This is a genomic window from Amycolatopsis sp. NPDC051045 (assembly GCF_040682955.1).
Lineage (GTDB): Bacteria > Actinomycetota > Actinomycetes > Mycobacteriales > Pseudonocardiaceae > Amycolatopsis.
On sequence record NZ_JBFBCC010000018.1, the window covers coordinates 14844 to 34362 of the forward strand.

At 71.0% G+C, this 19519-nt stretch carries 22 protein-coding genes, 1 tRNA gene and 1 pseudogene; 13 read left to right on the plus strand and 11 right to left on the minus strand.

From position 1 onward, the window contains the following. Positions 1 to 133: 133 nt before the first annotated feature. Positions 134 to 514: an XRE family transcriptional regulator gene (locus tag AB0M80_RS33355; RefSeq protein WP_364572905.1), complete on the minus strand. Its 381-nt coding sequence runs from the start codon at positions 512 to 514 to the stop codon at positions 134 to 136. A gap of 156 nt (positions 515 to 670) precedes the next feature. Between AB0M80_RS33355 and AB0M80_RS33360 the strand changes: the two genes are divergently transcribed. From AB0M80_RS33360 to AB0M80_RS33390, 7 genes and pseudogenes are all read left to right on the plus strand, one after another. Further along, on the plus strand, positions 671 to 859 hold the full coding sequence (locus AB0M80_RS33360; protein ID WP_364572907.1) for a helix-turn-helix domain-containing protein: 189 nt from the start codon (positions 671 to 673) through the stop codon (positions 857 to 859). Then, positions 856 to 1191, plus strand: coding sequence for a WhiB family transcriptional regulator (locus AB0M80_RS33365; protein WP_364572909.1), 336 nt, complete (start codon positions 856 to 858; stop codon positions 1189 to 1191). Before AB0M80_RS33360 ends, AB0M80_RS33365 begins: the two co-directional genes overlap by 4 nt. Continuing rightward, positions 1188 to 1517 (plus strand): annotated as a pseudogene (locus tag AB0M80_RS33370) (hypothetical protein). The gene AB0M80_RS33365 and the pseudogene AB0M80_RS33370 overlap by 4 nt, the downstream one beginning before the upstream one ends. Continuing rightward, positions 1514 to 2203 carry a hypothetical protein gene (locus AB0M80_RS33375; protein ID WP_364572911.1) on the plus strand — a complete coding sequence of 230 codons (690 nt, stop codon included), beginning with the start codon at positions 1514 to 1516 and terminating at the stop codon, positions 2201 to 2203. The pseudogene AB0M80_RS33370 and the gene AB0M80_RS33375 overlap by 4 nt, the downstream one beginning before the upstream one ends. After that, positions 2196 to 4322 carry a cell division protein FtsK gene (locus AB0M80_RS33380; RefSeq protein ID WP_364572913.1) on the plus strand — a complete coding sequence of 709 codons (2127 nt, stop codon included), beginning with the start codon at positions 2196 to 2198 and terminating at the stop codon, positions 4320 to 4322. Before AB0M80_RS33375 ends, AB0M80_RS33380 begins: the two co-directional genes overlap by 8 nt. Beyond that, complete coding sequence (locus AB0M80_RS33385) at positions 4319 to 4483, plus strand: hypothetical protein (RefSeq protein ID WP_364572915.1); 165 nt, start codon at positions 4319 to 4321, stop codon at positions 4481 to 4483. The genes AB0M80_RS33380 and AB0M80_RS33385 overlap by 4 nt, the downstream gene beginning before the upstream one ends. Continuing rightward, complete coding sequence (locus tag AB0M80_RS33390; RefSeq protein ID WP_364572917.1) at positions 4473 to 6227, plus strand: recombinase family protein; 1755 nt, start codon at positions 4473 to 4475, stop codon at positions 6225 to 6227. Before AB0M80_RS33385 ends, AB0M80_RS33390 begins: the two co-directional genes overlap by 11 nt. Here AB0M80_RS33390 and AB0M80_RS33395 read toward each other — a convergent pair. The 4 genes from AB0M80_RS33395 to AB0M80_RS33410 all read right to left on the minus strand — a co-directional run bounded on the left by AB0M80_RS33395 (position 6209) and on the right by AB0M80_RS33410 (position 10115). After that, positions 6209 to 6292, minus strand: a tRNA-Leu gene (locus AB0M80_RS33395). The genes AB0M80_RS33390 and AB0M80_RS33395 overlap by 19 nt on opposite strands. Before the next feature lie 91 nt (positions 6293 to 6383). Continuing rightward, a complete protein-coding gene (locus AB0M80_RS33400) occupies positions 6384 to 8078 on the minus strand; it encodes an AfsR/SARP family transcriptional regulator (RefSeq protein ID WP_364572919.1) in 1695 nt (564 codons plus the stop codon). Positions 8079 to 8106: 28 nt separating this feature from the next. Continuing rightward, positions 8107 to 9168 carry a CE1758 family FMN-dependent luciferase-like monooxygenase gene (locus AB0M80_RS33405; RefSeq protein WP_364572921.1) on the minus strand — a complete coding sequence of 354 codons (1062 nt, stop codon included), beginning with the start codon at positions 9166 to 9168 and terminating at the stop codon, positions 8107 to 8109. Continuing rightward, a complete protein-coding gene (locus AB0M80_RS33410) occupies positions 9168 to 10115 on the minus strand; it encodes an NmrA/HSCARG family protein (RefSeq protein ID WP_364572923.1) in 948 nt (315 codons plus the stop codon). The genes AB0M80_RS33405 and AB0M80_RS33410 overlap by 1 nt, the downstream gene beginning before the upstream one ends. 169 nt (positions 10116 to 10284) lie before the next feature. Here AB0M80_RS33410 and AB0M80_RS33415 point away from each other — a divergent pair, with 169 nt between their 5' ends. Continuing rightward, complete coding sequence (locus tag AB0M80_RS33415; RefSeq protein ID WP_364572925.1) at positions 10285 to 11088, plus strand: cellulose-binding domain-containing protein; 804 nt, start codon at positions 10285 to 10287, stop codon at positions 11086 to 11088. On the opposite strand, the gene AB0M80_RS33420 is transcribed toward AB0M80_RS33415, so the two are convergent. Then, a complete protein-coding gene (locus tag AB0M80_RS33420) occupies positions 11085 to 11987 on the minus strand; it encodes a LysR family transcriptional regulator (RefSeq protein ID WP_364572927.1) in 903 nt (300 codons plus the stop codon). The genes AB0M80_RS33415 and AB0M80_RS33420 overlap by 4 nt on opposite strands. Before the next feature lie 83 nt (positions 11988 to 12070). Here AB0M80_RS33420 and mdlC point away from each other — a divergent pair, with 83 nt between their 5' ends. From mdlC to AB0M80_RS33440, 4 genes are read left to right on the plus strand one after another with little or no spacing between them, the layout of a single operon-like run. Further along, a complete protein-coding gene (gene mdlC, locus AB0M80_RS33425) occupies positions 12071 to 13645 on the plus strand; it encodes a benzoylformate decarboxylase (RefSeq protein ID WP_364572929.1) in 1575 nt (524 codons plus the stop codon). A gap of 2 nt (positions 13646 to 13647) precedes the next feature. Next, complete coding sequence (locus tag AB0M80_RS33430; RefSeq protein ID WP_364572931.1) at positions 13648 to 15075, plus strand: benzaldehyde dehydrogenase; 1428 nt, start codon at positions 13648 to 13650, stop codon at positions 15073 to 15075. 23 nt (positions 15076 to 15098) lie between these two features. After that, a complete protein-coding gene (locus tag AB0M80_RS33435; RefSeq protein WP_364572933.1) occupies positions 15099 to 16316 on the plus strand; it encodes an aromatic acid/H+ symport family MFS transporter in 1218 nt (405 codons plus the stop codon). A 30-nt stretch (positions 16317 to 16346) separates the two neighbouring features. Further along, positions 16347 to 16508, plus strand: coding sequence for a hypothetical protein (locus tag AB0M80_RS33440; RefSeq protein ID WP_364572935.1), 162 nt, complete (start codon positions 16347 to 16349; stop codon positions 16506 to 16508). Here the strand turns inward: AB0M80_RS33440 and AB0M80_RS33445 are convergent. The 3 genes from AB0M80_RS33445 to AB0M80_RS33455 form a co-directional block, all read right to left on the minus strand. After that, positions 16505 to 16693, minus strand: a complete 189-nt coding sequence (locus AB0M80_RS33445; RefSeq protein ID WP_364572937.1) for a hypothetical protein — start codon at positions 16691 to 16693, stop codon at positions 16505 to 16507. The genes AB0M80_RS33440 and AB0M80_RS33445 overlap by 4 nt on opposite strands. A 30-nt stretch (positions 16694 to 16723) precedes the next feature. Further along, positions 16724 to 16957, minus strand: coding sequence for a DUF6480 family protein (locus tag AB0M80_RS33450; RefSeq protein ID WP_364572939.1), 234 nt, complete (start codon positions 16955 to 16957; stop codon positions 16724 to 16726). A gap of 78 nt (positions 16958 to 17035) precedes the next feature. Then, positions 17036 to 17644, minus strand: a complete 609-nt coding sequence (locus tag AB0M80_RS33455; protein ID WP_364572941.1) for an HSP18 transcriptional regulator — start codon at positions 17642 to 17644, stop codon at positions 17036 to 17038. 107 nt (positions 17645 to 17751) lie between these two features. Here AB0M80_RS33455 and AB0M80_RS33460 point away from each other — a divergent pair, with 107 nt between their 5' ends. Continuing rightward, positions 17752 to 18180, plus strand: coding sequence for an Hsp20/alpha crystallin family protein (locus tag AB0M80_RS33460; RefSeq protein WP_364572943.1), 429 nt, complete (start codon positions 17752 to 17754; stop codon positions 18178 to 18180). A 42-nt stretch (positions 18181 to 18222) separates the two neighbouring features. On the opposite strand, the gene AB0M80_RS33465 is transcribed toward AB0M80_RS33460, so the two are convergent. Both AB0M80_RS33465 and AB0M80_RS33470 read right to left on the minus strand, forming a co-directional pair. Further along, on the minus strand, positions 18223 to 18669 hold the full coding sequence (locus AB0M80_RS33465; RefSeq protein ID WP_364572945.1) for a nitroreductase/quinone reductase family protein: 447 nt from the start codon (positions 18667 to 18669) through the stop codon (positions 18223 to 18225). 329 nt (positions 18670 to 18998) lie between these two features. Next, the gene (locus AB0M80_RS33470) at positions 18999 to 19268 is read right to left on the minus strand and encodes a hypothetical protein (RefSeq protein ID WP_364572947.1); all 270 of its coding nucleotides are present in this window, start codon (positions 19266 to 19268) and stop codon (positions 18999 to 19001) included. Positions 19269 to 19519 lie beyond the last annotated feature (251 nt).

The window sequence follows — 19519 nt, forward strand, 5'->3', positions numbered from 1 at the left end:
AGCGCTCTTGTGCAGCGGATATGCAGTGGTTGCGCACTGCTTCTGCACTGGTTGTGCATGGGATCGGACGTCGTTTCGGCCTTGAATTCTAGGTATGGAAATCACCTGGTTCACCAGCCCGAATCGCCCTCCGCTAACGCTTCGGCTTCACGTGCTCAACCACGGTCGCGAGGCTCGTTTGGACGTCTTCCAGCCGCTCGGTGATCTCGGCCAGGCGCTGTTCCAGCGCGTCCAGCCGGGACCACAGTTCGTGGCCGTCGTCGGCCGGCTCGTCCGGGTGCGGCGGAGTGCGGTTTTGCAGCACGGCCAACAGGTGCTGCGGGTGCCAGCCGAGCGTGGTCGACAGCGCTTCGAGCGTGCGCGCGCTCCGGCGGCGCTCGACCGTGTGGTGCTGGAGCTCGCGCACGATCGCCTGCGACACGTGCGATCGCTCGGCCAGCTCGCGTTGTCGCCAGCCGAGTTCGTTCACGCGCATGTTGATGGCCTTGGCGACTGCCGCCCAGTCCTCCGTCACGTATTCCTCCGCGCTCCGCCTCAGCGCCGAGATTAGCGGTTCTTCAAGCCTTCACCACGTCGCCTAGCTCTTCGTCGGCGGCGCGTCGGACAAACGCGTCCGTTGTAGAGCTGAAATCAACAACATAGTCTTGAAATCATCAGATTGGTCTTTCCTATGAACTCGCAAATCACCTTTCACACCATTCGAGAAGCGGCCTGGCTGCTCGGCGTCTCCCGCGCTGCGGTCAGCCGGGCGATCCGGACGCGCGAGCTGCGCGCCACCCGGTGCCGTTCCGGGCTCCGGGTGTCGTCAACCGAGCTGGCCCGCCTGCTTGGGTCGCGTCAGACCGGAGGTGCCGCATGAGCGTCGACGACCTGCGGTTGATCGGGATCGCGTGGCGGCTGGACCGGCTGCGCTGGGTGCCGACTGAAGTCCTGACCGACATCGTGACCAGCGAGGGAGTTTGCATGTGGTCCCCGCCGGACGATGGACCACCCGACGCGAGCAGCGACGCCGAACTGGCGGATCGGCTGTGCGGCGGGTGCCCTGTCCGGGACGAGTGCCTAGAGCTGGAGTTGCGGACGGCCGGCGTCGACACGGTCGGCGTATGGGGCGGGATGACCGACGACGACCGGCGCGCCCTGCATCCCGTTTGGTTGCGGCGCGGCGAACGGACCGATCGGGGTGCGCGATGAACGGACTCACCGTGACGCCCACGCAGATTCTCGCCGGTGTCGGCGTGCTGCTCGTGCTGCTCTGGGTCTGGCGGGCCGGTTCCCGCCGGGCGAAGGCCGCCGCCGAAGCTACTCGGAGCGGGGCACGGTTCGTGTCGCTGGCCGGGCGGGTGCTGTTCAACGCCGGGCTGATCGTCACTGTTCAGTAGGTCGTGATCGCTCACCCGGGCAGCCCGTGGCTGCTGTTGGCCGTGCTCGGGTTGCCGGCGCTGTTCGCGTCCTATGCGCTCACCCGGGCTATGACGGTGACCACCGTCGACACCTCGAAGCGGGGTGGTCGGCGATGAACCGGGCGCAACGGCTCGCGCAGGATGCCGCCGAAGCCGCGGAGGTGCGGGCCTACCAGACCGATCCGGACGTCGTGGCGCTGCGGATCGAGCGGGTACGGCGGCAGGTCGACTGGATGTGCTGGTCCGGGATCGTGCTCGGGCTTGCTTTCACGATGACCAACGTTCAGGGCTTCGCGTCGGCCGGGACGCGGCCGGGTTCGCTGCCGTGGCTGGCCGCGTGGGTGCTGGACCCGACCGTCTCCCTCGTTCTGCTGGCGATCCTCCGGGCCGAGCAGGTCACCGCGCGGTACCAGGTCCGGACCGGCATCTGGGTGCGGCGGGCGAAGTGGTTCACGCTTGCGGCCACCTACGTCATGAACACCTGGACGTCGTTCGCCGCCGGTGAGGCTGCCGCCATCGTGCTGCACTCGGTGCCGCCGCTCGTCGTGTTCGTCGCCGTCGAGGCGATCACCGACCTGCGGGACAAGCTCACCGATGCCGTGCTGGTCGCAGCTGAACGGCGGCCCGTTCAGCAGGAGATCGGGCGACGGGTGCTGTTTGCCGATTACCTCGCTATTGCTCGGGAGACCTGGACGCCGGACGTCGAGATCACGCCGGCGTGGGTGCGGAGGGCTACCGGCTGCTCGCGTGGCTTGTCGCCCCGGCTGGCGCGGGCGCTGCGGTCGGAGGTGGGCAATGGCTGACTCATTGCCGATCAAGGCCGATCCCGTGTTCGACGGCGAACTGGTCGACGACACGTTGCCTCAACCGCGTCGGCGCGAGCCGAAGACGAACCGCTTCGTCCGGTGGTGGCGGCACTCACCGCGGGTGCCGTTGTGGCTGAAGAGTAAGCCTCAGGCCGTCCAAGCGGGCAAGGACGCCGTCGTCGGGCTGGTGAAGTCGCCGTGGCGGTACGTCGGCGCGGTTGTTCGCGGGCTGGTCGTCGGCGTGCGGTGGTGGCGCGGGTGGGTCACCGTCCGGGACTACCGGACGGCGGCCGAGGAGTCGGAGAAGCTGGCCGACAAGTTCACTGAGATTCGGGCGCTGACCCTGTTCCGATGGAAGGTGACCGGTGCCGTCCTGGTCGTCGCGATCGTCGGGGTGGCCGTTGTTGAACTGGTATACGGCACCAATCCTCTGTGGATTGGCGGGGCCGCCGCCTCCGTGGCGCTCGCGATCCTCGGGCGCAAGAAGGACGGCAGTCCCGGCCGAAAGCCAGCGCTCGCCGGGCCGCGCACCTTGACCTGGACGATGGATCCGCAGGTGCTGGTGGACGCGTTCCGAGACGCGAAGCTGATCGGCAAGGACGAGGCGTTGCGGCTAGTCGAGCGCGCGATGCGCGTCGGCGACGGGTGGGCGGTCACCGTCGACCTCCCGGCTACTCGCAAGGCTGCCGACGTGGTGAAGAACCGAGACGCACTCGCATCGGCGCTCGCCGTCGATGAGGTCCAACTGATCGTCGAACGGGTCCGCGGCAACGGTGGCCACGCCGGACGGGTATCGATGTGGGTGGCTGATGAGGACCCGTACGCCTCTCCGCCGTTGCGGACGCCGCTGCTCGGCGTGGCGCAGTGGGATGCGTGGCGGCCGATCCCGTTCGGACGGGATGCGCGGGACCGGCGGATCGACCTGCCGTTGGTGTGGACGTCCCTGCTGGTCGGTGCCATCCCCCGGCAGGGCAAGACCTTCGCCGCGCGGCTCGCGGCGGCCGGGCTGATCCTGGACGCATGGGTGCGGCTGTACGTGGCGGACTTCAAGGCCGGGAAGGACTGGGAGGCGGCCGGCCTAGTGGCGCACCGGTTCATGTCCGGCGACGAACCCGAACACGTTCTGGCGCTCGTGGACTGGCTGATTGAGCTGGTCGGCGAGGTTCAGACGCGGTTCCGGCGGATGCGCGATCTGGACGACCTCACGTGTCCAGAATCGAAGGTCACGCCGGAGATGTCCCGCGACAAGGCGCTGAACATGCCGATCACAGCCATCTTCATCGATGAGGTTCAGGTTCCGCTGGAGGACCGCACGCCCGTTGACGTGCAAGGGAAGAAGCTCACCGCGGGCGAGTACGTCGGCGAGCTGCTGACGTGGCTGGCGAAGAAGGGACCGGCCGCCGGGATCGTGCTCGTGCTCGCCACTCAGCGGCCGGACTCGAAGACGATCCCGTCCGGGCTGCGGGCGGTGCTTGGGTCGCGGTTCGCGCTGCGGGTGATGGACTGGCGCGACTCGAACATCGTGCTCGGCGAGCAGATGAACACGCGCGGGTTCGACTCCAGCCGGCTGCTGCCCTCGCACAAGGGTGTGGGCATCCTGCGGCCGGATGGCGACACGTCAGCGGGCGCCGATGTGTTGGCCATGACGGTTCGGACCTACTACATGCCGAACGAGGACTGGCGGACCATCTGCGAGCAGGGCCGGACGCTGCGCGAGGCGGCCGGGACACTCACCGGCCACGCGGCCGGGCAAGACACCATGCCGGTGCTCGACCACGCGGCCGCGGTCAAGGCAATCGGTGCAGGTCACGCAGCTGAGTCGCCTGGCGAACTACCCGAGGTGCTCGCATCGCTCGTCGAGTACCTGGGAGACGATCTCGGGCCGGACGGCAGGGACTTCGTGCCGACGGCCGAGTTGCTGGACGTCTTGGAGGTCGACTCACGGACGTTCGCGCAGCAGATGGCCGAGGTGGGATGCCGGCCGACACGAGACCGCGTTACCAGCGAAAACGGCGAGACCCGGCAGGTCCGCGGGTATCGGACGGCTGAAATCAGAAGCGCAATCAGCCGGGCGACTGCTGGCGCCAGCATCGCGGACAAGGACGGCCCGCCATGAGCGGCGACCGTTCCGAAGATTCGAAGATCCGAGTTATCCTACCTGCGGGATTACCTGAGCTGACGCCTGCTGTTGCGCGTGCGCTGCTGGCCGTTCTGATCGAGGTTACTGAGGTGCCGGTGCTGGACGCGCTGGCGGAGGAGGTGAATCGTGGCAGCTGAAATCATCAGCGACCCGTGGGCGACGCTGGATGACATTCTGGGGCTTGAGGTCGCCGACGTGGCGGACGACGGGATCGGGGCGTTGGCGGCCTACGGCCGGTGCTCGACCGAGGACAACCAGGACCCGGAGACCTCCCGCGGTTGGCAGTTCGGGAACGCGCGGAAGTTCGTTGAGCCGCTCGGCGGGCAGATCGTGGCGGAGTTCTTCGACGTCGGGCAGTCGCGGTCCGTCCCGTGGGAACGGCGAACCGAGAGCGCGCGACTGCTCGCCGAGTTGAAGAATCCCCGCCGTGGCTGGGATGCGATCGTCGTCGGCGAGGGCACGCGGTGTTGGTTCGGCAACCAGTTCTCGCTTATCGCACCGAAGTTCGCGGCGTATGGCGTGGATCTGTGGGTGCCGGAACTGGGCGGGAAGTACGACGCGCGGAACCCGTCGCACAAGATGCTGATGAGCGTGCTCGGCGGGATGAGCGAGTCCGAGCGGCAACACGTTCAGGCGCGCGTCCGGGCGGCAATGGACGCGCAGGTGATCAACGAAGGGCGTCACCAGGGCGGCCGGGCGCCGTACGGCTACGTCGTCGTCGACAGCGGTCCGCATCCGAACCCGCGGAAAGCTGCGGAAGGGTTCAAGCTGCGGGTGCTGGCGATCGAGGAGACGACGGCGGACGTGGTGCGGCGAATCTTCGCCGAGTACTTGGATGGCAACGGTGACCGAGCGATCGCCAATCTCCTCAACCGTGACGGCATTCCTTGCCCTTCAGCACACCGGCGGGACCAGAACCGCCATCGGCTCGCGGACGGCTGGCAAGGCAGCTCGGTGCGAGCGATCCTCGATAACCCGCGATACACGGGCTACGCCATCTTTGGACGCTGGACGAAACACGAGACGTTGCTTGACCCGGAAGACGTTGCTGCGGGCCACGTCGTGCGTTTCAAGCGCGCCACGCCCGACCGGATCGTTAGGTCACACGAGCAGGCTCATCCGGCGATCGTCTCCGTGGAGACCTTCACGCAGGCGCAGCTTTTGCGCCGGTCGAAGTCGGCGGGCGGGCTGAAGACGGCACGCAAAGCCGAGCGAGGCGCCCGAAACACCGCACGGTCATATCTGCTGCGCGGACTGATCCGATGCGGAGTCTGCGGCCGGAAGATGCAAGGAGCCACGATCCGGAAAGGCGCCTACTACCGCTGTACCTCGCGGACTATGGCGCCGGGCTCGCTGAAACTGGAAGACCACCCGAAGACGGTCAACCTGCGCGAAGGCGTGGTCGTCGAGGCGATCAATGGATGGCTCCACGAGCTGTTCCACCCGGACAACCGCGACCGAACGGCGGCCGCGCTACTCGAATCGGAAGGTGGCCAGGCTGGCGGCGGCCCGCTGGAAGCGGCGCGAAACCGGCTGGCGGACGCGGAGGCGAGGCTTCAGCGGTATCAAGCAGCGATCGCGGCCGGCGTCGAGCCCGAAGCACTCGTCGAGCCGATGAACCAAGCACAGGCCGAACGAGCTGCCGCGAAAGCCCAGATCGGGAGCGTTCCAGCCGACTCGACAGTAAGCCGCGCCGAGATCTACGCGAGGATTGATGCACTCGGCGACGTCTGCGGGACCCTGGCCGACGCGACCACGGCAGGCATGAGCCGCCTGTACCGAGCGTTGAACCTGGAGCTACGCTACGAACCAAAAGAGCTGGTCGTCTATGCGACGACCAGCCCGGGTGTAGATAGTGCGTGTGTCCGAGGGGGGACTTGAACCCCCACGCCCGTTAAGGGCACTAGCACCTCAAGCTAGCGCGTCTGCCATTCCGCCACTCGGACCTGCTGAAGAAAGAGTATACGGCGCCTCTGCCCCCTCGTTCAGGGGGGTCCGGATCCACTGCCTCCCCATGTCTGGCATGATCGGCAAGTTTCACACCCCCTGCATCGATTCAGCGGCTTCGACCCTGCTCCGGGCGAACATGCGCAGCGGCTCCTGGTACCGGTAGCGGTCCGCGCCGAGGGGGTTGAGGAGGTGGGCGTCCGCCAGGGACTCCAACAGCACCGCCGTGTCGCCCACTGTCAGGCCCAAGACCTGTGACGCCGCCGCCAGGGAGAAGTTGGGTGTGGCCGACAGCAGGGTGAATGCCCTCGCCTGGGCCGGGGACAGGTCGGCCACCGCTGACTCGTACGGCTTCTCGATTGCCCAGCACTCCGGGGGTGTTGCCGGGGCTCCTGGGCCCGGGCGGCTCATGCGGTGCGATGCCGCGGCCATCGTCCAGTCCGGGCGGGCGGCCAAGCGGGCTCCCACCGCCTGCAGCACCTGGGGGAAGCCCGCCGTTCGCGAGGCCAGTGCCTCGGCTTCGGACGGCTCGCGGTGGATGCGGTCCGGACCGATCAGGTGCTCCAGCAGCGCCAACGACTCCGGCAGGGACAAGCCGCCCAGTTTGGTCCAGTGTGCGTGGGCCAGGCCGTACAGCCGCTGGCGGGCCGTGATGATCACCGCCGGGCCAGCTGCGCCCGGGAGCAGGGGGCGGACTTCATCCGCGTCGCGGGCGTTGTCGAGGACCACCAACACGCGGTGGCCCGTCGTGCGGGTTCGCCAGAGTGACGCGCGCTCGCTGGGTGACGCCGGTGGGTTCGTGACGCCGATGCCGCGCAGCAGCTCGGCCAGCGGTTCCGTCGACGCCGACAGGTCCAGGAACAGCCGGCCGTCCGGGAAGTCCGGGGCCACGGCGTGGCCGACGTGGACCGCCAGTGCCGTCTTGCCGATCGCCGCCAAGCCCTCGATGCCGATCACCGGGACCGACGCCGACGACGGTGTCAGCGCGGCGATGAGCGCCGCGGTCTCCGAGGTGCGGCCGACGAACTCCGGAAGCTCGGGTGGCAGCTGGGAAGGGTGGGACGCCGCGGCCGGCGCCAGTGCAGGGTCCGCGGCCAGGATCCGCCGTTGCATCTCCCGCAGCTCCGGACCCGGGTACAGGCCGAGCTCGGACTCGAGCAGGCGCTGCGTGCGTGCGAACACCTCCAGGGCCTCGGCCTGGCGACCGGAGCGGTACAGCGCCAGCATCTGCAGCTCGCGCGGGCGCTCCCGCAACGGCTCCTCCGCGATCAGGTCCGCCAGCTCCGCCGCCGCTTCCCCGGGCCGGCCCGCCGCGATGTCGGCCGCCGCGAGGTCTTCGCGGGCCGTCACGCGCAGCTGAGCCAAGCGGACGCGTTCGGCTTCGAAGCCGTTCAGCCCGGCCAGCGGCGTGCCGTGCCACAGGCGCAGCGCCGTGCGCAGCACGGACGCGGGATCAGGAGCCGTGCGGGCCGAAGCCAGCAAGTGCTCGAACTCCGTGGCGTCCAGCGCCGACGTCCGGATCGCGTAGCCGCCGCCGGCGGACTCGATCGCCACACCCGCGTGCCGCAGGCGGGACACGTACGAGCGGACCATCCCGACCGCGGCGCGCGGTTCGGCGCCGCCCCACAGCGCCGAGACCAGCTGGGCCGGGGACAGCGGCGTGCCCTCCTGCAGGAGCAGCACCGCCAAAGCCGCCCGCTGTTGAGGCGGGCCCAGCTCGATCTCGACGTCGCCGCGCCACGCTCGAACCGGGCCCAGCACCTCGAACCGCATCGCATCGGTCACGCACAGCGCAACCCGCGGCGACGGACGGCTATTCCGCCGGGTGGTGGGGAGGATCGTCCGGGACGCCCGGTGAGCGCAGGCGTTCGAACTCCTTCCGCAGGACCGGGACCACCTCGACGCCCAGCAGGTCGATCTGGTCCAGCGCCGCCGCGTGCGGCAGGCCCATGCCGTCCACGTTGAACAGCTGGCGCTGGTAGTCGCCGAAGTCCTCGCGGAACCGCATCGTGCGGTCAATGACCTGCTGGGGGCTGCCGACGGCCAGGGGCGTCTGGGCCATCGTCTCCTCGAGGGACGGCCCGTGGCCGTAGATCGGCGAGTGGTCGAAGTACGGCCGGAACTCGGCGATCGCGTCCTGGGACCGGCGCCGCATGAACACCTGGCCGCCGAGGCCGACGATCGCCCGGTCGGCCGGCCCGTGGCCGTGGTGCTCGAACCGCTCGCGGTACAACGCGATCATCCGCCGGGTGTGCTCGGGTGGCCAGAAGATGTTGTTGTGGAAGAACCCGTCGCCGTAGTAGGCGGCCTGCTCGGCGATCTGCGGGCTGCGGATCGACCCGTGCCAGACGAACGGCGGCACCCCGTCCAGGGGCCGCGGCGTCGACGTGAACCCCTGCAGCGGCGTGCGGAACTTGCCGGACCAGTCGACGACGTCCTCGCGCCACAGCCGCCGCAGCAGCGCGTAGTTCTCCACCGCCAGCGCGATGCCGTCGCGGATGTCCTTGCCGAACCACGGGTACACCGGCCCGGTGTTGCCGCGGCCCAGCATCAGGTCGAGCCGCCCGTCCGCCAGGTGCTGCAGCATCGCGTAGTCCTCGGCGAGCTTCACCGGGTCGTTCGTGGTGATCAGCGTCGTCGACGTCGACAGGGTGATCCGGCTCGTGCGCGCCGCGACGAACCCCAGCAGCGTGGTCGGCGACGACGGCACGAACGGCGGGTTGTGGTGCTCCCCCGTCGCGTAGACGTCGAGGCCGGCTTCCTCGGCCCGGACGGCGGTCTCGACCATCCGCTTGATCCGCTGGTGCTCGGTCGGCGCCCGCCCCGTCACGGGGTCGGGCGAGATGTCCCCGACCCCGAAGATCCCGAACTGCATCAAAGCCCCTTGAAGGCGTCGCGGTGCGCGGCGAGCCAGGTGGCGAAGTCCTGCAGCCGCGGGTTCAGCTTCCGCACGGCCTCGGGGTCGCGCGCGCCGGCGAACACGCTTTCGTGCTCGGCGTAGTAGACGAACATGTTCGCGAGGTCGTCCGCGCCGGGCACCGGCAGCCCGCGCACGTCTTCGACGCTCATCGGCCGGTAGACGACGTCGGAGCCGAGTTCCTTCGCGAACGCCGCCGCGTACTCCTCGCCGGTCGGGTTCTCGCCGGAGATGCTGATCGTCTCGCCCACGAGCTCGGGGCCACGGGTGAAGATGCCGAACGCCGTCCGTCCGATGTCCTCGGCCGCGATGCCCGGCAGCCGCCGGTCGGCCATCGGCAGGTGCAACGCGAGGACACCGTCGTCGCCGCGGGCCGGCCGGAAGAAGTCCACGAAGGACTCGAAGTAGAACGTCGTGGACAGGAACGTCGCCGGCACGCCGGCCTCGACGAAGAACGCCTCCGCCTCGGCCTTGCCGTCGAAGTGCGGCACCTTGTACCGCCCGTGCAGCGTCGGGACGCGGTCGTCGTCGAGCGGCAGGTGCAGCCGGGTGTCGGGCAGCGTCGACCAGATCACGTGCGCGAGCCGGGTGGCCTTCGCGGCCCCGGCCATCGCGCGTGCCTGCTGGTGCTCGCGCTCCACGGAGTTGTACTGCCAGAACGCGGTGACGAAGTAGGCGCCGTACGCGCCTTCGAGCGCCTTCGTCAGGCTCGCCTCGTCGTCGAGGTCGGCGGACACGACCTCGGCGCCGCGTGCGGCCAGCGCCCGCGCCGCCTCGGAGTCCGGGTTCCGGGTGAGGGCGCGCAGCGCGAACCGCTGCTCCGGGTCGTCGAGGATGGCGCGGGCCAGCCCGCCACCCTGCTGGCCGGTGGCGCCGACGACGGCGATGAGCTTCTTGTCGGTCATCGAAAAACCTCCTGGGTCCGGGCCGGGTGTCCCGGCCACCAACCCAGGAAACCGCCGCGGCATCAGCGTGTCGTGCACGCCGGGTGCACGCGGCGTGCACACCATTTACAAGACCGCCCGGGATTCCTAGGATTCGCCGGTCGGGCCGCACAACTGGAGGTTTTCGGGTATGGCGCGTGCCGACCATCGGCGGGACGAGGAGATCTCTGTCGCCGAGCTGCTCCGCGAGACCGGGGCGACGCCGCGGTCGCTCGACGACACGTCGCCGAGCGTGCGGGTCCGCGAGGACGACACCGGTGAGGGGTACCGGGAACGGCTCGAGCAGCGGGCCCGCGAGGCCGCGGCGGCCCAGCAGCGGGCCGGACGGCGGATCCGGTGGGCTTCCGCGACGGCCGGTGCCGTCGTGGTCATCGGCAGCCTGGTCGTCATCGCCGTCACCTCCGAAAGCGCGCCCGGGCGGCAGGCCGCCTTGGCGGCCGATCCGCTCGCGCCCGCGACGACCACTCCGCGGACCGTGGCCGGCACCTCGGCGACGAGCGCCGCTCCGGTGCCCACAGTGCTGCGGCAGACCTCGACCTCCGCCTCGCCGACCTCGTCCGCGCCCGGGAGCACCACTCGCGCCCAGCCGGCTCCCCCGCCGCCCGTGCCGACCGCTTCGTGCAGCGTCCGCTACGCCGTCACCGACCAGTGGAACAACGGGTTCACCGCGGGCGTCGCCGTCACCAACACCGGCAGCGGGACGCTTTCGCCCTGGACCGTCACCTGGACCTTCACCGCCGGGCAGCGGGTCACCCACAGCTGGAACGGCGACTACAGCCAGAGCGGCTCGCGGGTCACCATGAAAGCGGTTTCCTACAACCTGACCCTCGCCCCGGGCGCCACCGTCGACATCGGCTTCAACGGCGCCTTCGACCGCGGCAACCCCGCGCCCGGTGGGTTCACCCTCAACGGCGTCCGCTGCGACGCCCGCTAACCGAGCACCTCGCGCATGAACCCCACCAGCCAGTGCTGGGCCGGGCTGCGGGCGTGGGTGTGGCGCGTGTACACCGACACCTGGGCCGGCTCGACCTCGAGGGGCAGCTCGAACAGCCGGACCCGGTGCTCGCCCGCGAACATCCGCGCCACCAGCCGCGGGACCATCGCCACCAGCTCGCCGTCCTGCACCAGGTACGGCAGCGCCGCGAACCGGGTCACCTCGAGCACCACGCGGTCGAGCAGGCCACCCGCCTCCAGCGCGCGGCGCGGGCCGTCGTGGCCGGTCGGGCCGAACACCGTCACGTGGCGCTCCGCCGCCAGCTCGTCGAACGAGACCGGGGGACGCAGCCGCGGGTGGTCGAGCGCCACCATGCCGAGGTAGCCCTCGGAAAACAGCGGGACCCGCGCCACCCGCTGGGAGCTGATCAGCGTGGACGCGATGAACGCGTCGATCTCGCCGCGGCCGAGCTGGTCGGCCGCGCGGTCGACGTCCAACGGCCGGACGGTGAGCGTCACGCCGGGAGCGACCGCGGGCAGCGCCGCCATCAGGCGCGGCAGCAGCGAGATCTCCCCCAGGTCGGACAGGCACAGCGTGAACGCCGTCCGAGCCGTCGAAGGCGAGAACGACTTCGCCCCGCTCACCGCCGTCTCGATCTCCGACAGCGCGCTGTGCAGGGGTTCGTAGAGCGCGCGGGCGGTCGTCGTGGGCACCAGGCCGCCGCCGGTGCGGCGGAACAGTTCGTCGGAGAACCGGCGCCGCAGCTTCTGCAGGCTGTAGCTGATCGTCGGCTGGGTGACGTGCAGGGATTCGGCCGTGGCCGTCACGCTGCGGGTCTCGTAGAGCAGCACGAACGTGCGCACGAGGTTCAGGTCGAAGTCCGGCATCATCGATCCCATCTATGAACCACCGAGCCGACATCTATTGGAACACAGCGGCGGGGCTCCATAGGGTCGGGCCAACTTCGAGGAGGACCTTCCCCATGCCGACCGCCCGCCGGCTCGCCCACGAGTTCCTGGACCGCCGTGGCCTGACCACGATCTTCGGGAACCCCGGTTCCAACGAGCTGCCGTTCCTCGCCGAGCTCCCGGAGAACTTCCGCTACGTCCTCGGGCTGCACGAAGGCGCCGTCGTCGGGATGGCCGACGGCTACGCCCAGGCGACCGGCCGCCCGGTGCTGGTCAACCTGCACGCCGCCGCCGGCTCCGGCAACGCGATGGGGGCGCTCACCAACGCCGTCTACTCGCGCTCTCCCCTGGTGCTCACCGCGGGCCAGCAGGTCCGGACGGCGATCGGGCTGGAGGCGATGCTCGCCAACGTCGACGCCACCCAGCTGATGCGGCCGCTGGTCGGCTGGTCCGGCGAGCCGAGCTGCGCCCAGGACGTCCCGCGCTCCCTCGCGCAGGCGGTGTTCGAAGCCGAGCTGCACCGGCGTCCGACCTACCTCTCGGTGCCCTACGACGACTGGACCGCGGAGCTGGACGACACCGCCGCCGCGACGCTGGACCGGAACGTCCAACGAGGGCTCACCCCGAGCGAAGGCCAGCTCGACGCCCTCGCCACGAGCGTCGCCACGGCGAAGAACCCGGCGCTGGTCCTCGGCGGTGACCTCGACGCCACCGGGCTCTTCGACCGGGCCGTCGCCCTGGCCGAGCACCTCGGCCTGCCGACCTGGGTGGCGCCGTCGCCGCACCGGCTGCCCTTCCCCAACCGGCACCCGCTCTTCCGCGGCGTGCTGCCCGCCGGCATCGCGCCGGTGTCGGCCGCCCTGACCGGGCACGACCTCGTGCTGGTGCTCGGCGCGCCGGTCTTCCGCTACCACCAGCACGTGCCCGGCCGGTTCCTGCCCGAAGGCACCCGGCTGATCCAGGTGACCGACGACTTCGGCGCGGCGGCCCGGGCACCGATGGGCGAAGCCCTGGTCGCCGACCCGGCACCGGTGATCGAGGCGCTGCTGGAAAAGGTGCCTGCCCGCCCGTCGGAGAGCGGCTACGTCGGGTGCCCGGAACCCAAGACCGGCGGGAAAGCGCTGCACCCGGAGCAGGTGTTCGCCGCCCTGCGCGACGCCCAGACCGGCGACACCCGCTACGTCGTCGAATCGACGTCGACGAACTCGGCCTGGTGGCGGCAGATGGACCTGCGCCGCGCGGGCTCGTACTTCTTCCCGGCCGCCGGCGGGCTCGGGTTCGGCCTGCCCGCCGCCGTCGGCGTGGCCATGGGCAGCCCGGACCGCCCGGTCGTCGGCGTCATCGGCGACGGCTCGGCCAACTACGGCATCACGGCGTTGTGGACGGCCGCGCACTACCGCGTGCCGGTCACCTTCGTGATCCTGCGCAACGGCGTCTACGGCGCCCTGCAGTGGTTCGGCGAGCTGCTCGGGACGCCGGACGTGCCCGGTACGGAGATCCCCGGACTCGACTTCACGGCCATCGCCGCCGGGTACGGCGTCGAAGCCACCGCCGTCACCGACGAAGACGACCTGTACGCCCAGCTCAAGACGACCCCGGACGGCCCGCGGCTGCTCCAGGTCGACACCGAACCGACCACACCGGAGTGATCATGACCCTGCTCGACGACGACTTCGTCCGCGGTACCGGCGGAACCCACCCGGTCGTCGAACCGGCCACCGGGGAAATCCTGGGCAGCGTGGGCATCGCCACGCCGGGCGACGTCGCGAAAGCCGCCGCGACAGCGGCCGAGGCTCAGCGAGACTGGGCCCGGCGCAAGCCCGCCGAACGCGCCGCGGTGCTGCGTCGCGCCGGCGAGCTGTGGGAAGCGCACGCCGCCGAGGTGCAGGACTGGATCGTCCGCGAAGCCGGCTCGACGCGGCCCAAGGCCGGGATCGAGACCGGGATGGCGGCCGGGATCTGCTTCGAAGCCGCGGCCCTGCCCACCCACCCCCTCGGTGAGGTGCTGAGCACCGGTGAGCCCCGCTGGTCGCTGGCGCGGCGGGTGCCGGCCGGCGTGGTTTCGGTGATCTCGCCGTTCAACTTCCCGCTCATCCTGGCGATCCGCTCGGTCGCCCCCGCGCTCGCACTCGGCAACGCCGTGCTGCTCAAGCCCGACCTGCGCACCGCGGTGTCCGGCGGGGTGAGCATCGTGCGCGTCTTCGAAGAGGCCGGGCTGCCCGAGGGGCTGCTGCACCTGCTGCCCGGGGACGCCGCCGTCGGCGCCGCGGTGGTCGACGCGCCGGAGGTGTCGGTGGTGTCGTTCACCGGCTCGACCGCCGCCGGGCGGAAGGTCGGCGAAGCCGCCGCGCGCTCGCTCAAGCGCGTGCACCTGGAGCTCGGCGGGAACAACGCGCTCGTCGTGCTGCCGGGCGCCGACGTCGCCAAGGCGGCCTCCGCCGGCGCGTTCGGCTCGTTCCTCCACCAGGGCCAGATCTGCATGACCACCGGCCGCCACCTCGTCCACGAGTCCCAGGTGGACGAATACGTCGAAGCCCTCGCCGAGAAGGCGCGGCGGCTGCCGGTCGGGAACCCGGCGGCCGGCGACGTCGCGCTCGGCCCGATCATCGACGACCGCCAGCTCGCGCACGTCACCGACGTCGTCGACCGCAGTGTCGCGGCGGGCGCGCGGGTGCTGGCGGGCGGGAAGCCCGACGCGCCGTTCTACCCGCCGACGGTCCTCTTCGGACTGGACGACGCGAGCCCGGCCTGGCGCGAGGAGATCTTCGGCCCGGTCGCGCCGGTGCGCGCCTACCGCGACCTCGACGAGGCCGCGCGGCTGGTCAACGCCTCCGAGTACGGGCTGTCGGTCGGCATCCTCGGTGACGTCGGCACCGCGATGACGCTGGCCGACGAGGTCCGTTCGGGCAAGGTGCACATCAACGAGCAGACCGTCGGCGACGAGCCGACCGCCCCCTTCGGCGGCGTCGGCGACTCCGGCAACGGCTCCCGGTTCGGCGGGGCGAAGGCCAACATCGAAGCCTTCACCGAGACGCAGTGGCTGACCGTCCGCGCGGACATCGCGAGCTACCCCTTCTGATTCCTGATTCGAGGAGCACGACAATGACGACGTCTCCCGCCCGTGCAGGGTGGACGGCGGTCCTCTGCTGGCTGACCGTCCTGCTCGAGGGCTACGACCTGGTCGCGCTCGGCGCCACCATCCCGACCCTGCTGAAGAGCGGCCACCTCGGCTTCACCGCGGCCGGCGCGACCGCGGTCGCCACGGTCTCGCTGGTCGGCGTGGCCGTCGGCGCCGCCTGCCTCGGCCCGCTCACCGACCGGTTCGGCCGCCGGGTGATGCTCATCGGCTCGGTCCTGCTGTTCTCGCTGTTCACCCTGCTGACGCCGCTCGCGCCGAACGTCACGACGTTCGGGGTGTTCCGGTTCGCCGCCGGGCTCGGCCTCGGCGCGTGCATGCCGGTGGCGCTCACCGTGATGTCGGAGAACCTGCCCGCCCGGCGGCGCGCCAGCGCGAGCACGTTCACCATGACCGGCTACCACGTCGGTGCGGTGCTCACGTCGATCCTCGCGCTGTACGCCAAGGAGGACTGGCACCTGCTGTTCTACGGCGGCGGGATCGCCGGCCTGCTGGCCGTGCCGCTGATGTGGTGGAAGCTGCCGGAGTCCGCGGCCTACCTCGCGGCTCGCGAAACGGCCGAGCGCGTGGGCATCCGCGACCTGCTCGGCCCCCGGTTCCGGCGGATCAGCATCGCCGTGTGGACCGGTTCGTTCATGGGGCTGCTGCTGGTCTACGGGCTCAACACCTGGCTGCCGCAGCTGATGCGGACGGCGGGCTACCCGATTTCGACGTCGATCACGCTGCTGCTGGTGCTCAACATCGGCGCGGTACTCGGACTGCTGCTGGCCGGCACGATCGCCGACCGCTTCGGCATCCGGCCGATCGCGCGGATCTGGTTCGGCGCCGGCGCGGTCCTGCTCGCGGTCCTGAGCCTGAAGATGGGCAACGCGTTCCTGCTCAACACGGTCGTGCTGCTGACCGGCGTGTTCGTGTTCTCCGCGCAGGTGCTGATCTACGGCTACGTCGCGCACGCGTTCCCGGCGCAGGCCCGGGGCACCGCGCTCGGGCTCACGTCGGCGGTCGGGCGGCTGGGCTCCATCCTCGGCCCGTTCGTCACCGGGGCGCTGGTCACCGCCGGGGTCGCCTACCCGTGGGGCTTCTACTTCTTCGCCGTCGTGGCCGCGCTCGGCTTGGCCGCGATGCTGCTGCTGCGCGGCGAGGCGCGCACCGAGGAGCGGTTGACGTCCGTGTCGGCCGGGTAGCCGCGAAGGACCGGCACCCGAGGAGGAACGATGTCACAGCCCCACGACGAGACCGGCGAAGTGGACTCGAGCGGAAATCCGGTCGGTGAACCGCCCCGCCGCGACGAGCCTGACGGCCCTCTGGAAGACGAAGACGCGAAAGCGCAGCCGGGTCATCCGGCCGCGCAGGAGAACTTCCGCGGCGGCGACTAGACCGTATCTGACTCGACGGTGTCTTCCGGACGGCGGCGGCCCAGGGTCGCTTCCGGGTGTTCGGTCCGGCGGTCGGAGTCGCGCAGGACCTCGCGGGCCTGGCCCTGGGGGTCCGCGCTGTCCACGGCCTGCTCTTCGGGCAGCAGTTCGGCCCGGGTTTCGGTCCGGTCAGGGGTCTCGTCCATGCACGGGCGAGTACCCGCTCCCGGGCGAACTCAGACACTCAGCCAGCCGACGGCCAGCGCGATGACCAACGCGGCCACCATCAGCACGAGTACGCCGGTGAGGATCAGCCACAGCACCGGCATCGCCTTCGACGGCATCGGCTGCGGGTGCGACAGCCCCGAGGTCTGGGCGGAGTCGGGCGGCGTGCTGCCCGGCGGCACCCCGCCCCCGGCTTCCAGGTCCGGGGTCCGGCGGGGGTCCGGATCCGGGGGTTCGGCGGTCATGGCGGCACCGTCCTTCCGTCGCTCCCGCGGCGGGTGCCCGGCGATCGGCCGGGCAAACCCGCCCAGCCCGTCGACCACTCAGTCTCGGGATCGGCGGTTGCCGGCGGCGTCGCGGCGGAGCTGGTCGGTGTGGGCCGAGATCTCGCCGAGCTGCTCGGCCAGCCCGGCGTGCGCGCCGGTCAGGTGCCGCTGGGCGGCGGCCAGCGGCGGGAGCAGCGTCGCCGGGTCGTCGTCGCCGAGCGCCGCGCCGAGGCGGTCGGCACTGGCCTGCGCGGCGGGGCCGAGCCCGTCGAGCGCGCTGACCTGGCCGGCGAGCCGGCGCAGGATGGCGGAGTTGCGGCGGGCCCAGTCGGCGACGGCCCGGTCGCCCGCCCGCCGGTCGCGTTCCGCGTCGACCCGCGCCTCGCCGGTCTTCTCGCCGGTGTGTGACGGCTGCAGCCGCAGGTAGCGCCGTTCCGCGGCCTGGCGGCTCGCGACGCCCAGTGCGGGCGCGAGCGCCACCCAGCTGGCGCCGGCCGCCCTGGCCGCGGTGATCAGCTCCGGTTCCCAGCTCGCGACCTCCTCCCGCAGGAGGCGCAGGCCGGCCAACGCGGTCAGCACCTGGTCCTGGTCCGCCGCCCCGGCCCGGGCGGCGGTGACCACCTCCTGGATCCGGCGCAGGGCGCCGGTGGGATCGCTTCCGTCCATCACGTCATCCTTTCGACGACCCACATCTTGTCATCGTTTTGACGACATGCTAGAACAGCATCGCGTGTTGACACCAGAGTTCGGCAAGTTCCAGGAGGTGGATCCCGATGTTGATGCGCACCGACCCGTTCCGCGACTTCGACCGGCTCGCCCAGCAGGTCTTCGGCGCCGGCACCTGGTCGAAGCCGGCCGCGATGCCGATGGACGCCTACCGCGCCGGCGACGAGTTCGTGGTCTGCTTCGACCTCCCCGGCGTCGATCCCGCCGCCGTCGAGCTGGACGTCGAGCGCAACGTCCTCACCGTCAAGGCCGAACGACGGCCCCTGCCGACCGGTGACGACGTCCGGATGCACGTCTCCGAGCGGCGGCTCGGCGTGTTCTCCCGCCAGCTGTTCCTCGGCGACACCCTGGACACCGAGCACATCACCGCGAGCTACGACGCCGGGGTGCTGACCGTCCGCATCCCGATCGTCGAGAAGGCGAAGCCGCGGCGCATCGAGATCGGCGCCGACGATCGCAAGGAGCTCAAGGCCTGACTCCGGCCGGGGGCCGGGCGCGCGCCCGGCCCCGCCGCCGACTCAGGCCGGTTCGACGCGGAAGACCGCGATGCGCTCCGCGGCCGCTGCGACGGCTTCCGGCGTCGGCGCTTCCGCCAGGCCGGTCGTCACGAACCGCCTTCCCACGCTCGGCGGGCTCGTCTCGACCAGCCGGCGCAGGAGGGGCCGCCGCTGCTCCACCGGCAGCTCGGCCAGCCGCGTGACCGCCGAACGCCGTCCGCGGGTGAGCGTCACCTCGCCCGCGGCTCGCACGTTCGCCACCCAGGCCGCCTTCGGGTAGGCCTGGAAGATGTAGCGGTCCCCCTCGATGGGGATGACCGCGATGGGAAACGTGCGCGGGACGCCGGTGCGCCGGCCGGGCACGGTGAGCAGCTGCATCGGCCCGAAGGCGATGCCGAGCCGCTGCAGCCGCACGACGATCTTGTTGCCGGCGTTGACCATCCGGCGGTAGTTCTGCGCTGTCGTCATGACCCGACCGTACACGAGATCATATGAAACCCATATGATCGGAGACTCATAATTACTCGCGGTCCGGACCGGGTTTCGGCTCCGGCGGCAGGGGGTCCGGCACGGGCACCCCGGGTTCCGGGACCGGCTGGCCAGGCCCCGGCCCGGGCGGAACCGGACCGGGGACGACGGGGTCGGGCTGGATCGGGTCGGGCGACACCGGGGGTGCGGTCGACATCGGTCTCCTCCGCCACGCTGCGCCGCCCGCGATTCGGACGGCGATCACCTTGGGGCTACCCGCACCGGCGGCTCGGGGAAACCCTTTCCGGGCCGTTGACGCTGACACCGTGTCAGGCGCCGTCCGGGAGCTGACCGAGCCGGTCCGCCAGCCGGCCGAGCCCGGCCTCGACGGCCAGTGCCCGGATTTCGGCGAAGCCGAGGTCACCGAGGCTGAACTGGTGGACGATGCGCGCCACCCGGCTCCTCACCTGGTCCGCGTCACCGCGCACGCTGCGGCCGACGTAGGCGTCGAGCCGCTCCAGGAAGGCTCGTACGCGTGCGCTCCGGTCCACGCACCAGATGTGCACCAGATCGGTTCCCAGCACGGCGAAAGATCCCATCTTGGCCAGCGGCACGGGTCCCTCCGGCTGGAAGCACTTGGCCGGCAAGACGACCCGCCACCCGCCCTGTGCCGTGCGGATCGGGGGGGGCAATCCTCGATGCCCTGCTTGGCCAGCCAACCGGTGATCCCGGCCTCGGTGTGTTCGGGGCTCACTGCCCGGGCGTCCTGCTGCCGCCCCTCGGCAGCCCGCCGGTCCTTCCGCCGCTGTCGGGACTGGGTCCGGGATGAACCGGCGGCGGGGCGAGGAGC